This is a genomic window from Candidatus Poriferisodalis multihospitum, from assembly GCF_028283155.1.
Taxonomy (GTDB): Bacteria; Actinomycetota; Acidimicrobiia; order Acidimicrobiales; family Poriferisodalaceae; genus Poriferisodalis; species Poriferisodalis multihospitum.
Genome location: NZ_JAPYOK010000103.1, coordinates 22,877 through 35,905, shown reverse-complemented (window position 1 = coordinate 35,905; position 13,029 = coordinate 22,877). Strand labels below are relative to the sequence as shown.

Below are 13,029 nucleotides of genomic sequence, written 5' to 3'. Positions count from 1 at the left end.
GCGCTGAGCCGCGGCCCGTCCCAGGCGAGGTGGGCCACGTCGGCCTTGGTGCCCACTACCAGCCGGCGCCGCGCTGCGAGCGCGGGGTCGTGAAGCTCGAGTTCACCGAGCAGCACATCCACCTGTTCATGGGGATCACGATCTGCGACTTCGGCCAGATCGGCCATGATCAGCAGCACCCGGGCTCGCTCGACATGGCGCAGGAACTGGTGTCCGAGGCCCTTGCCCTGCGCGGCGCCCTCGATCAGCCCAGGCACATCAGCAATCACCATCTCGAAGCTGTCGGCGTCGATTCCCGAGCCGTCGTCGAGCCGCACTACTCCGAGGCTGGGCGTGAGCGTCGTGAAGGGGTACGAAGCGACCTTCGGCCGCGCTGCCGACACGGCGCTGATGAAGGTGCTCTTGCCTGCGTTCGGGAACCCCACCAGTGCGACATCTGCCATCAGCTTCAGCTCGAGGCCGAGCCAGCGCTCCTCGCCGGGCTCGGACTGCTCGGCGAAATGGGGCGCGCGCATTCGGTTCGAAGCGAAGCGGACATTGCCCCGACCGCCGCGCCCGCCCTGCGCCGCCAGCCAGCGATCGCCTTCATGCACCAGGTCGGCCAAGACCGCTCCGTCACGGTCGCGCACGATGGTGCCCTCGGGCACGCGCACCAGCTCGTCGACACCGTTGCGGCCATGCCGTTTGCGCCCTTGGCCGTGGCCGCCGTCGGTAGCACGCCGGAACGGGAAGTCGCGGAACGCCAGCAGCGATGCCACGTTGCGGTCGGCCACCACCCACACATCGCCGCCGTGCCCACCGTCGCCGCCATCGGGTCCACCGCGCGGCACGTGAGACTCACGGCGGAACGACACACAGCCCGCCCCGCCGTCACCACCCTTCGCGTGCAGCTGACACTCGTCGACAAAGTCGCTCATGAGAGGGTGCGCGGACTGGCGAACCATCCTGCCGAGGAACCTGTTTGTTTCCCGCTCATGTTCCCAGTTTCATTCGATACGGGCTCACGGGCCGCTCGGGCCACGGCTTCGCCATTCGGCTCAGCCTCTTGGCGCCCTCGCAGACGCTTTCAGGTCTCGGGACGAAGTACTGGAGAACTACGACGGCACGACGTCGACGAGCCGGCGCCCGCGGCGGAAGCCGAAACGCACCACGCCGGGAGCTGTCGCGAACAGGGTGTCGTCCTTGCCGCGGCCCACGTTCCGGCCGGGATGGAACTTGGTGCCCCGCTGGCGCACGATGATGCCGCCGGCGTCGATGGTCTGCCCCGAATAGACCTTCACGCCCAGGCGCTTTGCAACGGAGTCTCGGCCGTTGCGAGTCGAGCCTCCGCCCTTGGTCTTCGACATGGTGCTGTCCCTCTTGTCCGGTCTCGAGTTGTGTCCGCTCTCGCGTGCCTGCCGCGATGCCTCTAGGCGGTTGCGATGTGGGTGATCTCGACCGTGCTGTAGCGCTGCCGGTGCCCCCACCTGCGCCGGTTGGTCGTGGCGTTCTTGTAAGTGAAGCCGTCGATCTTGGGCCCCTTGACCTCGCCGACCACCCGGCCGGTCACCGAGGCGCCGACCAGCTCGTCGGGCGTCGCCAGCACGGCACCGTCATTCACCACCAGCACCGGCGTGAAGGTGACCTCTTCGCCGGGCGGAACCGCGAGCAGCTCAATGTCGAGCCGCTGGCCGGCCTCGACGCGGCGCTGCTTGCCGCCGGTAGCGATGACTGCGTACATCGGTTGGAGAGGATACCGATGAGGCCACTGGATCGGCGAGTGGATTTGCGGCCCAGAATCAAGCAAACAGCGACTCGCGCAGCTGGATGCCGCGTCCGTCGCACGCTTCGCACGGGTCCGACATCGACTCCAGCAACCCCTCACCGGTGCGCATCCGGGTCATCTGCACAATGCCCATGTCCGAAATCGGTTCGGTGGCCGTACGGGTCTTGTCGCGAGCCAGCGCCTCGTTCAGCGTCGACATGAGCTTGTCCCGCTGTTGCTTGTCGTCCATGTCCACGAAGTCGATGATGATGATCCCGCCGATGTCCCGCAGCCGCAGTTGCTTCGCGATCTCGGTAGCGGCCTCCAGGTTGTTCTGGAACAGCGTTTCGTTCAGGCTGGACTTGCCCACGTTGCGCCCTGTGTTGACGTCGATCACCGTCAACGCTTCGGTGTGCTCGATGATGAGCGACCCGCCCGATGGCAGCCAAACCTTACGATCGGTGGCCTTGCGCACCTGCTCAGCCACGTGCACCCGCTCGAACAGCGGCAGCCGTTCAGCGACCGGGTCGTAGTACCGGATGCGGTCCACCAGCGGTGCTGCCACCGCCTCCATGTAGCCCTTGACCTGTTCGAACAGCGCCGGGTCATCGATCACCACTTCACGGAAGTCCGCGGTGAACTGCTCGCGGATGATGCGCACGGCCAACTCGGGCTCCCGGAACAGCAGCACAGGCGCATCGGAGCGTTCCGCCAGTTCGGAGATCTTGGTCCACTGCTGTGTGAGCCGTTCGATGTCGCGGCGGATCTCGGCCGCGGTGACGTTCTCGGCAGCCGTCCGCAGGATGACACCGAAGCCATCCGGAATCTCCTTGGCCAGCAGGCTGCGCAGACGGCGCCGCTCGCGGCTGGGCAGGCGACGCGAGATGCCCATCACGCTGCTGTTCGGAATGAGCACCACGAAACGGCCCGGCAGCGACACCTCGGTAGTCAGGCGGGCACCCTTGTGGCCGATCGGGTTCTTGATGACCTGGCACATGATCGTCTGGCCGTTCTTGATCAGCTCGCCGATCGCCGGCCCTGACACTGAACGCCCTCGCCGCCCGCCGGCCCGCTTGCGTTCCGATCCGCCGTCGTCATCGCTCTCGTCGGATGCAACGGTCAGATCGCCCCGGTAGAGCACCGCCTGCTTGGGCGTGCCGATGTCGACGAACGCCGCTTCCATGCCCGGAAGCACACGCCGCACCCGACCGAGGTAGAGGTTGCCGTAGATTTCGGAGATGTCGTCGGAAGGACGGCTCACGTAGTACTCGATCAGTGATCGGCCTTCGAGTACGGAGATGTGCGTCGCTCCCTCGGAGACATGAACACACATCCGGTACCGGCCCAGCGGCTTGCCGTTGCGGTACTTGCCGCGGCGCTCGGTGAGCTGCTCATCGTCGAGCTCAAGCGGCCGCTGGTCGGCCAGGATGGCCTCGACCGGGGCGTGGGCGCCATTGCGAGTTTCCGTGGTGGCCGTCGCGGTCTCGCTGGATCGGCCGCGGCCGCCCCGCCTGCGACGGCGGCGACCGCCGGCACCATCGCCATCGGGTGCCTGCTGAGCGGGCGCCGGGCGGCTGTCTCCGATCTGGGGCTTGCGGGCCGGCGGCGGTACCGGCGGGACCGGTGGTTTCGCAGATTCGGGCTCGGCTTGCGGGGGATCGGCCTTCGACTTCGGCTTGGGCCCGGAACTTGCTTTGGGCTTGGCCTTCGGCTCCGACTTCGCCTTGGGCTTGGGCTTGGATTTTGCCTTGGGCTCTGGTTTGTCCTCGGTGTTCTCGTTCTGCGTTGCGGGCACGACCAGTCGTCGTTTACGCACGGCAGGTGTTGTGTCGTTCAGTGTTGATTCATCCACTGATGGGTTCCTTGTTCTTCTGGGCGCACACGGCAGGCACGGCCGGTTCGGCTCGTCCTGCGGCGCCACTCGTCCATTGATGTGTTCTCCGGGCTATGCCCATCTCGTGTGCCGGCGCAAGCGCCGGCACCAGTTCGCTGGGGCGCACCACCCGGGGCGTAGCTGACAGCTCGGCGTTCAGCACCGCCCCTCGATCCGAGCATCCGACCACCTGCAGCACCTCAACGCTGGGCCGGATATCCGAACTCACGGTCTCGCCTTTGTGCACCCGTTCAGTTACGACGGTACCGGCGGCAAGGAAGTCTGCAACCGCTTTCGCCGCTGCGGATGCATCGAGCCCAACGATCTCGAACTGCCAACCGCACGAGTGAACCGCCGCTTGCAGCGACGGGCCGCGTCCGTCGACCAACGTCGCAGCGGACACCTCCATGCCCACCGGCAGCGCCTCGCTGAGCGCCTCGGCAACGGTGCAGTAGCCCGGACCAGCCGACTGCAGCCCGTGCTCGCAGGGTGCATGAGTTCCGCTCCGGCAGACAATCACAGGACCCGCTGCATGCCTGGCACCTGGTTCTGCAGCTCCCCCGTCGCGCACCGCGTCTGCAACGAGCGGCAACTCCACGAACTCGGCTTCCGACTCGTACCCGGTGGGCAGCGCCAGCCCGAAGCTCAGCTTCATCCGAGGCGAGAAGCCCTGGCTGTAGGTCACCGGCAGCCCAACTTTGCGCACGGCGCGCTCGGTGACGCGCGCCACGTCGCGGTGACCGATGAACCGGATCTTGCCGACCTTGGAAAAGCGGACGCGCAGCTTCAACGACATCTCCCACCCACGAGGGTGGGAGCGGCACTGCAGCTCGGCACCGGTGCGGTGGCCCAGCGCATCATGCGCCGCCCCCGCTCGGTGCGCCTGCGCCCGCCAACTGGCGAGGGCGCAGCTCAACCGGCACGAGATGGCCGGTCGCGAGATCCTGTCCCGTCCCCTGACTGCCGCCATTGGGGGCGACGGGGGACGCAACCATGTGCTCGATCCCATATTCAGTACAGGCCCCGCAGTCGTAGCACGGGGTCCATCGGCAGTCAGGCAGGCCATGCCCAGCCAGGGCGTCCTGCCAGTCGTGCCAGAGAAAGTCGCGGTGCAGCCCGGCGCCGATGTGGTCCCAGGGCAGCACCTCGTGCTCGCCGCGATGGCGGTACACGTACCAATCGAGGCTGAGGCCGCACGCTGCCATGGCCTCTTCCCACAAGCTCAAGTCGAAGCGCTCGCTCCACTCCTGGAACGTGCCGCCCTTGCGCCAGACGTATTCGATGACCGCCCCGACGCGGCGATCACCTCGGCTGGCGATGCCCTCCGCCGTCGAAGCGGCCGGGTCGTGCCACTTCAGCTGCACCCGCCGGTTGCGACCCAGCGCCGAGCGCACCAGCCGCACCTTTCGCGCCAGCTCTTCGGGCGGGTTCTGCCCGAACCACTGGAACGGCGTATGCGGTTTGGGCACGAAGCCCCCCAGCGACACCGTCACCGATGCACGCTTGGTGTATTCCTGCCCGATCCGGGTGCAGGCATCGGCCAAGTGGGCGATTGCCTCTGTGTCGGGGTCCATCTCCGACGGCAGGCCCGTGAGGAAGTACAGCTTCATGCGGTGCCAGCCCTGGCTGTAGGCCGAGCGCACCGCCCCGTACAGGTCTTCTTCGGTGATGAGCTTGTTGATGATCTGGCGCAGCCGCCACGACCCTGCCTCCGGGGCAAAGGTGAGCCCCGTGCGACGGGCGCGCGATACCTGGGACGCCACGTCGACGGTGAAGGCGTCGACACGCATGCTCGGCAGCGAAACGCTGATCCGGTTGGCGTCAGCGCCGCCTGTGCCGCCTGTGGGGTTGCCGCCGGCGGTGACCGTGTCGCGCACGAGCTCGGCGATCCCGCTGTAATCGGCAGTCGACAGCGACATCAGGCTGACTTCGTCGTAGCCGCTGCGCTCGAGGCCTGAAGTCACCATCTCGCGGACCTGGGCAGCGGGGCGCTCACGAACCGGGCGGGTGATCATTCCCGCCTGGCAGAAGCGGCAGCCCCGGGTGCATCCCCGGAACACCTCGACCGAGAGCCGGTCATGGACGACCTCGGTCACCGGCACGAGCTGCCGCCGCGGATACGGCCACTCGGCAAGATCGGCCACTGTGCGCTTGGCGACCAGCGCTGGCACGTCCGGGTACTTCGGTGTGACGGCGGCGAGTGCCGGCCCGTCATAGGCAATGTCGTACATCGCCGGCACATACACACCCTCGATGCCGGCGAGGTCTCGCAGGATCGTGGCGCGCGTGCCCGGCCGCTTGCCGGTTCGCTTCCAGGCACCGACGGCTTCAGTGATCTCGGCGACCACCTCCTCGCCATCGCCGATTACGAAGAAGTCCACGAAGTCCGCCAGGGGCTCGGGGTTGTAGGCGCAATGGCCGCCGGCACCGATGAGCGGGTCGTCATCGTTGCGCCGGGCTGCACGCACGTCCAACCCCGCCAGATCGATGCAGTTGAGCACGTTGGTGTACACGAGCTCAGCCGAGAGGTTGAAGGCGATGATGTCGAAGTCGCCTGCCGCCCGGTGCGTGTCCACCGAGAACAGCGGCAGCCCCGCGGCTCGCATCTCGGCTTCCAGGTCGATCCACGGCGCGTAGGTGCGTTCGGCGCTGGCGTCCGGGCGCTCGTTCAGCAGCTCATAGAGGATCTGCAAGCCCTGGTTCGGCAAGCCGATCTCGTACGTGTCGGGATAGGCCAGCAGCCACGACGTGAGGTGCGGGCCGACGGTCGGTCGTTGCATCCCGTCCTCGCAGCCGATATACCTCGCCGGCTTGGAGACACGTGGCAGCAAAGGCTCGAGCCGGGGCCACAGCGTTGTCATTGCAACCTCAACGCTACCGGCCCTCGTGGATTATCCAGCGTGTGCCCGCTGCGCCGGCGGCAGGAAGCGAGGCTGTGCCTAGAGGGTGAAGCGCCGCGCTCCGACGCTGATGACGATGCCTACTGCGGCGAAGGCGGTGACCGTGCCAGAGCCGCCGTGGCTCATGAGCGGTAACGGGATTCCGGTGATGGGCATGATGCCGATGGTCATGCCGATGTTCTGAAACACCTGGAACAGCAGCATGGAGAGGATGCCGACGGTGAGTAATCGTCCGAACGGGTCGCTGGCGACGCGAGCGATCTGCCATATGCGCACGGACATATAGGCATACAGCGCGAGCAGGAGCGTGCCGCCGACGAGGCCGAATTCCTCTCCCAGCGCCGTGAAGATGAAGTCGTTGTGCTGCTCGGGAACCAAGTCCAGGTTGGTTTGGGTGCCTTGCTTCCAGCCTTGGCCCCAGATGCCGCCCGCACCGATGGCGATCTGGCTCTGACGCAGGTTGTACGAGGCTTCCAGGGGCTCGAAGTCCTGATCCAAGAACGCCGTCAAGCGGTTTCGCTGCGTCTCATTGAGCAAGCGGGGGCCTTGGAACGCGTCGATGCTGAACACGAGCACGAGCGCCAGGATTCCGGTGAGCGAAATGACCACGATGTGGCGCAGCTGCGCCCCTGCGACCAGCAGCATGCCCATGGCGACGGCTACGAAGACCAGCATCGTGCCGAGGTCGGGCTGCAGGTAGATCAGGCTCATGGGCACTACCAGCAGCAGGCCCGCGTTGAACAGCGTGTCGAAGCGCAGGTATCCCTCGTGGCTGGCGACGAACGCCGCCAGCGACACGATCACGACGAGCTTCGCGAACTCGGAGGGCTGCACCTGGAAGCCGACGCCCGGCAGCACGAACCACGACCGCGCATTGCGAATCTCGGGCCCCCAGAACAACAGCCCACCCAGTGCTCCGAGCGCCAACAGGTAGGCAGGCGTCGCGTAGAAACGCAGCACCCGGTAGTCGACGACGGCGGCGATGATCATCACCACGATGCCGACACCCACGAAGATCGCTTGGCGTCGCGCCACGGTCCACGGGTCGCCGCCTTCGAAGGACAGGCTTCGCCATGTGGAGGAGTAGTTCATCGCGACGCCGAGCAGCGCTATCGCTATCGCAGCCAGCGCCAATGAGTAGTCGGCGAACCACGCTGGCGACTGCAGCTCGCGCCGTGTCTGGGAACGATTCAGCAGCCGTGCGATCACGACCCAGCCCCAGCCCTGATCAGTGCCTCCCTGCGGCGTGTCTGATTGCGCCGCAGTGCCTCCCTGCGGCGCTGGGCGTTGGCCGGAAGGGCGCCCTCGATCTGGTCCACATCGGGGATGCCGTCACCGTCCGCATCCGACGGCGTGTTCGCCCGCGGCAGCTGGATGCCCCACGGGCAGCCTTCGGGCACGTAGCCCAGGAATGCCGGATCACCTCGCAGCGCCTCTGGCACCTCGGGGCACTCGGGCTGAGGCGGCGAGAACGCAATCTGGGGCTCGGGCCAGCGCTGCTCGTAGGCCCTCACTGCCTCGAGGATCCGCCGAGCCACGGGCGCTGCCGCCTCGCCGCCGTAGCCGGCCTCTTCCATGACCACAGCCACGGCATAGCGAGGATCGTGCGACGGCGCCCACGCAACGAACACCGCCGTGTCCTCCTTCTTGCGCCGCAGCACGGCGTTCAAGCCCTGCGCCTGGGCCGTGCCGGTCTTGCCCGACACCGGGTAGCCCGCGTGGTCATAGCCCTCAAACGCCTTCGCGGCGGTGCCTCGCAACCGGGAATTCGTGACGTTGCTCAACCCTTCCCGCACGACAGCACTCCCTCCAGGGAAGTCCACCACATCGAGCACCCGGGGTTCGAAGGTCAGTACCGGCTCGCCGAACGACTCGGCGCGCCGCGAGACCACCGCTTCGACGATGTTCGGCGAGAAGAGCGTCCCGCCGTTGGCCATCGTGGCGTAGGCGTTGGCGAGCTGCATCGGTGTCACGGCGACAAGCCCCTGGCCGATGCCGGTGTTGATGTTGTCGCCCGGGAACCATCGCGCTGGTTCGTCGTAGGGGTTGTAGGCCTCGGGGCTCAACTCGAAGAGGGTCTGCTTGACGTCGCCGTCGGGCACCCGGCCCGATTTCTCGAACGGCAGCTGCACGCCGGTCGGGGATCCGAAACCGAGCGAGCGGGCCATGTCCTGAATTGCCCACTGCTCAGGGCCATCGATCCAGAAGAGGTCGTCGGACACCTTGTAGAAGTAGGCGTCGCTCGATCGGGTCAATGCCCCGGAGAGGTCCAAGGTGCCGAGGGCAGCTCTATCGGCATTGAAGAACGTGCAGCGGCCGGTGCAGCCACGCGCATCGGGGATCCTGTAGTAGCCCACGTCATGGAAGGCCGCCCGCGGCGAGATGAGTCCCGCGTCCAAACCGGCGAGCGCCGTCACCGGTTTGAACACCGACCCGGGCGAGTAGGTGCCTTGCACGGCGAGGTTGTTGAGCGCGCCGGGGGCGTAGGGATTCTCGAATACCGACCGGTACTCCGCCAACGACAGTCCCTCAACCATCCACGTGGGGTCGTAGGTCGGGTGCGACACCATCGCCAGCACGTCACCGTTGCGCACGTCCATCACGACGGCAGCCCCGGTGAGCGCCGGGTAGAAGAAGCCGGAGTCCTCGCTCACTGTCTTGCGCGCTGAGATCAGTCCCTGCCGCAGGTATGACTCGGCGGCGGCCTGCAATTCGACGTCGATGGAGAGCACGATGTCGTGTCCCGGTTCGGGGGGGACATCGGCCAATATCCGCTGCACGCGGTCCTGACGGTCAACCTCAAGCTTGGTGCGTCCCGGTTCGCCATGGAGCTCCGCTTCGAAGAGACCCTCGATGCCAGCCCTGCCGACCCGCTCGTACGGCAGGTAGCCGTCGTCGATCAGCTCGCGATGCTGGCGCTCCGACATCGCCCCGACGTAACCGACGATGTGCGCGCCCACCTCGTTCTGCGGGTATACCCGCACCCAGTCCCACCGGGCCTCCACGCCGGCAATCGAGCGCTCGGCCACCCTCAGCAGGCCGTCTTCGTCGAGACCCGTCGCGACCACCTTCGGGGCCAGCGGGTGGGTGCGCTGGTCGGCAAAACCCTGGCTGAGCCGCGCGGCGGGCACATCGAGCAGGTCAGCCAGTTCGGTCAGCACGGCTTCGGTGTGCTGCTCGCTGTATCTCGAGTGGTCATAGGTCACCACGCCGGTGCGGACGTTGTCTGCGAGCACCACGCCATGGCGGTCGAGGATGCGGCCGCGCGTCGGCGGCGTGATGATGATGCGGACCTGATTCGACTCCGCAGCCGCCGCGAACTGCTCCGTCTCGAGTACCTGCAGGTACCACAGTCGGGTGAACAGCGCTCCGAACAGTCCCACTATCACGATGCCGATGAAGGCCATCCGCCGGCGGACCCGCTCATCCACCGCGCGCCGTGCTTTCTGGACTAGCGGTCATGCGCGGACGGATGATGAGGGCCCAGCGAGTCGCTCGCTCGAGCAGCGGATTGGTCAGCAGGGACGCAGCGCCGGTCACGATGGCGATGCGGACAAGCGGTGCCTCCGTCACGTAGACAAGATCCATCAGCCAGCCGGCGCCGGCGAAGAGGCCGATCCCGCCCGCTGCCAGCAATGACGCGATCGCAGCACGAGCGAGCCTGCCGGCCGAGGGGATCTGCTCGGTGATGGCACCCGACAGATACCCCACCAGCGTCAGCACGAGCAGCGACATGCCGAACGGCGTGTGAAGGATGAGATCGGCCGCGAGGCCGCAGCCCCCGCCGAAGGTCGCCCCTGCGCTGCGGCCGCCCATCATGCCGCCAGCGACGGCCAGCAAGACCAGTGGATCGACGATGACTCCCGCCGGGGTGATGTGTGCCAGCAAGCCCACGTGAACGACGACGGCAACGGCCAACACCAGCGTTGACCGGGCCAGCGGCCCGGCGCCCGCCATCATCGCCCTCGCCCCGTCATCGGGCGCCCCTCATGACTGGCCGCCTGCTGCGCCAGCATCGGCTGGGCTGTCCGTGGGTTCGCGATCCACGATCACCGGCTCGGGGACGTTGGGCTCGTAGAGCAGTACCTGTACCCACCGAAGCCGCTCCAGGTCCGCAGCGGGGTGCACGGTGACCCGTTGCGCACCCCGCACAGCGTCCGGCTCGACATCGGTGACCGTGCCCACCAGCAGCCCTGGGGGGAACGTGCTGCCCGCAAAGCCGCTCGTCACCACGGTCTCGCCGGGGATGACGACGGTTTCGAGCTCGATATAGCTCACTTCGAGGTCGCGGCCCGGCCCCCGTCCCGAAGCCAAGCCGTCGTCCCCGGACCGGACGATGCGCACGCCGGCGTCGAAATTCGGATCGGTCAGCAGCTCGACGCGCGAACGAGTGGTGCTGGCCTGCACCACCCGCCCGACCAGTCCGTCGCCGCACTCTACTGGCATGCCCTCCCGGATGCCGTCGCGCCGACCCTTCGCAAGCTCGATCGTGCGTTCAAAGTTGGACACCGGTGCGTCGATGACCCGCGCCGTGACACGGGGAATTGCCGGGGCAGCGTCGCGCGCGCCCACCAGCGCAAGCAACTCTTGGCGATCCCGTTCTAACTCGCCGACTCGCAGCACCGATGCCTCGGCTTCAGCCAGCTCGCCGCGCAGCTGCGCGTTCTCAGCCTCCAAGTCGTCGTAGCTGACGATCCCGCGCCACGCGTTGCGAAACGGTTCGGCCACCCAGTCGCCAAACGTCCGCACCGGTCCCAGAAGATCCAAGGTCGCGCCGCGCGCGGTGTCCAGCACACCGCCCGAACCGCGCGCGTCGAGCGTGAGCAATGCAATGGCCGTCACGACGAGCAGGGCCAAGCGGAGCCAGGTGCGTCTCCGAATGCCGGCGCGGCGGGCCACGGCCGGGGGCGTCAGCGCCCCTCGGTGGAGGAGTACAGCACTCCGTGGAGTACGTCGAATTCTTCGAGCGTCTGGCCTGAACCCCGCACGACGGCAAACAGCGGGTCCTCCGCGATGTGGACTGCAACGCCTGTCTCCGAGCGCAGTCGATCCGGCAGTCCGCGCAGCATCGCCCCGCCGCCAGCGAGCGTGATGCCGTAGTCCATGACATCGGCTGCCAACTCTGGCGCCGTGTCATCGAGCGTCGCCTTTACCGAATCGACAATGGCGCTGACCGGCCCCGCGATCGCCTCGCGTATCTCCTGGCTGTCGACGCTGACCGACTCAGGCAGCCCGCTGACCATGTCGCGGCCGCGGACCTCGGCGTAGATCTCCTGCTGCAGCGGCCAGGCCGACCCCAATGCGAGCTTGATCTCCTCTGCGGTGCGCTCGCCCACGACCAGACCGTGCTCCTTCTTGACGTGAGCGCTGATCGACGCATCGATCATGTTGCCGCCGATGCGAGCCGAGCGGGCCGTCACGATGCCGCCGAGCGAAATCACGGCCACTTCCGTAGTGCCGCCGCCGATGTCGACAATCATGCTTCCCTGCGCCGATTGCACGGGCAGCCCGGCGCCGATCGCCGCGGCCATCGGCTCCTCGATGATGTAGGCGCGGCGGGCGCCCGCGTATTCGGCCGCTTCTTGCACCGCGCGCTGCTCCACCCCAGTGATCCCCGATGGCACGCAGATCACCATGCGCGGCTTGGGCCAGCGCGTCTGGCTGACCTCGTTGATGAAATGCCGGAGCATCTTCTCGCAGATGTCAAAGTCGGCGATCACGCCGTCCTTGAGAGGGCTGATCGCGGTGATGTTGCCGGGTGTGCGACCGATCATCCGCTTGGCTTCGAGGCCGACCGCCAGCGAGTTGCCGGTCATGGAGTCGACAGCGACCACCGAAGGCTCATTGAGCACGATTCCCCTGCCGCGGACGAAGACGATCGTGTTCGCAGTTCCGAGATCGACCGCAATGTCCCGGCCGCCGAAGACCGATCCGCGCCGGCGCGGCCGGGATGACCCGTTCGACGCCATCAGCCGCTCACCTCACTGATCGACGCAGCGCTCTCGGCTGCGCCATTGTGGGCTGTGTTAACTGCTTGTGCGAGCGACGGGAAGAACAGGGCGATCTCCCGCTGGGCGGAGGCATCGCTGTCGGAGCCGTGCACGAGATTCTCGGTCGGGGACAGTCCATAGTCGCCCCGGATCGTGCCAGGCGCCGCCGTGGCGGGATTGGTGGCACCCATGAGGGTGCGCACCACGGCGAACACGTCGTCGCCTGCGTCGGCGGGACCCTCGAGCACCATGACCACCGACGGCGAGCGCGTGATGAACTCCAGCAGCGGCGCGTAGAAGCTCTTGCCAGCGTGTTCGGCGTAGTGCTGCTCGGCCGTGTCGCGCTCGATGACCCCGTGCTCCAAGGCCGCGACAGCGAGCCCCTTGCGCTCGAACCTGCTCAGTATCTCGCCGACGAGGCCGCGCTCGACAGCGTCGGGCTTACAGATCACCAGCGTTTGCCGCATCGCTGTCTCCCTCGGCCTGGCTCGCGTCTTGGCGCGATGCGCCGTTGGCTGCGCG

General features: G+C 67.2%; 12 protein-coding genes. All 12 read right to left on the bottom strand.

The features are described 5' to 3' along the window. Window positions 1-917, bottom strand: a 917-nt coding sequence (gene cgtA, locus VI480_RS11885) for an Obg family GTPase CgtA (RefSeq protein ID WP_323673063.1), incomplete at its 3' end; no start/stop codon positions are given. A 177-nt stretch (window positions 918-1,094) separates the two neighbouring features. After that, window positions 1,095-1,346 carry a 50S ribosomal protein L27 gene (gene rpmA, locus VI480_RS11880; RefSeq protein ID WP_323673062.1) on the bottom strand — a complete coding sequence of 84 codons (252 nt, stop codon included), beginning with the start codon at window positions 1,344-1,346 and terminating at the stop codon, window positions 1,095-1,097. A 62-nt stretch (window positions 1,347-1,408) separates the two neighbouring features. Continuing rightward, window positions 1,409-1,720 (bottom strand): 50S ribosomal protein L21, encoded by a 312-nt coding sequence (rplU, locus tag VI480_RS11875; RefSeq protein ID WP_323673061.1) that lies wholly within the window; start codon window positions 1,718-1,720, stop codon window positions 1,409-1,411. Window positions 1,721-1,778: 58 nt separating this feature from the next. Continuing rightward, entirely contained in the window at window positions 1,779-3,596 is a 1,818-nt protein-coding gene (locus tag VI480_RS11870; protein ID WP_323673060.1) for an Rne/Rng family ribonuclease, read from the bottom strand. After that, a complete protein-coding gene (locus tag VI480_RS11865) occupies window positions 3,589-4,413 on the bottom strand; it encodes a TIGR03936 family radical SAM-associated protein (RefSeq protein WP_323673059.1) in 825 nt (274 codons plus the stop codon). Before VI480_RS11865 ends, VI480_RS11870 begins: the two co-directional genes overlap by 8 nt. 61 nt (window positions 4,414-4,474) lie before the next feature. After that, window positions 4,475-6,478 (bottom strand): TIGR03960 family B12-binding radical SAM protein, encoded by a 2,004-nt coding sequence (locus tag VI480_RS11860; RefSeq protein WP_323673058.1) that lies wholly within the window; start codon window positions 6,476-6,478, stop codon window positions 4,475-4,477. Window positions 6,479-6,556: 78 nt separating this feature from the next. After that, a complete protein-coding gene (gene rodA / locus VI480_RS11855; RefSeq protein WP_323673057.1) occupies window positions 6,557-7,726 on the bottom strand; it encodes a rod shape-determining protein RodA in 1,170 nt (389 codons plus the stop codon). After that, window positions 7,723-9,948, bottom strand: coding sequence for a penicillin-binding protein 2 (mrdA, locus tag VI480_RS11850; protein ID WP_323673056.1), 2,226 nt, complete (start codon window positions 9,946-9,948; stop codon window positions 7,723-7,725). Before mrdA ends, rodA begins: the two co-directional genes overlap by 4 nt. After that, entirely contained in the window at window positions 9,941-10,477 is a 537-nt protein-coding gene (locus tag VI480_RS11845; protein ID WP_323673055.1) for a hypothetical protein, read from the bottom strand. The genes mrdA and VI480_RS11845 overlap by 8 nt, the downstream gene beginning before the upstream one ends. A 27-nt stretch (window positions 10,478-10,504) precedes the next feature. After that, entirely contained in the window at window positions 10,505-11,416 is a 912-nt protein-coding gene (mreC, locus tag VI480_RS11840; protein WP_323673054.1) for a rod shape-determining protein MreC, read from the bottom strand. Between the two features lie 11 nt (window positions 11,417-11,427). After that, window positions 11,428-12,486: a rod shape-determining protein gene (locus tag VI480_RS11835; RefSeq protein WP_323673053.1), complete on the bottom strand. Its 1,059-nt coding sequence runs from the start codon at window positions 12,484-12,486 to the stop codon at window positions 11,428-11,430. Continuing rightward, window positions 12,486-12,974: a nucleoside-diphosphate kinase gene (gene ndk / locus VI480_RS11830; RefSeq protein ID WP_323673052.1), complete on the bottom strand. Its 489-nt coding sequence runs from the start codon at window positions 12,972-12,974 to the stop codon at window positions 12,486-12,488. The genes VI480_RS11835 and ndk overlap by 1 nt, the downstream gene beginning before the upstream one ends. Window positions 12,975-13,029 lie beyond the last annotated feature (55 nt).

Coding starts and splice junctions, on each gene's coding strand:
- rpmA (WP_323673062.1), bottom strand. CDS start 1,346: ATGTCGAAGACCAAGGGCGGAGGCTCGACTCGCAACGGCCGAGACTCC.
- rplU (WP_323673061.1), bottom strand. CDS start 1,720: ATGTACGCAGTCATCGCTACCGGCGGCAAGCAGCGCCGCGTCGAGGCC.
- VI480_RS11865 (WP_323673059.1), bottom strand. CDS start 4,413: ATGTCGTTGAAGCTGCGCGTCCGCTTTTCCAAGGTCGGCAAGATCCGG.
- VI480_RS11860 (WP_323673058.1), bottom strand. CDS start 6,478: ATGACAACGCTGTGGCCCCGGCTCGAGCCTTTGCTGCCACGTGTCTCC.
- VI480_RS11845 (WP_323673055.1), bottom strand. CDS start 10,477: ATGATGGCGGGCGCCGGGCCGCTGGCCCGGTCAACGCTGGTGTTGGCC.
- VI480_RS11835 (WP_323673053.1), bottom strand. CDS start 12,486: ATGGCGTCGAACGGGTCATCCCGGCCGCGCCGGCGCGGATCGGTCTTC.
- ndk (WP_323673052.1), bottom strand. CDS start 12,974: ATGCGGCAAACGCTGGTGATCTGTAAGCCCGACGCTGTCGAGCGCGGC.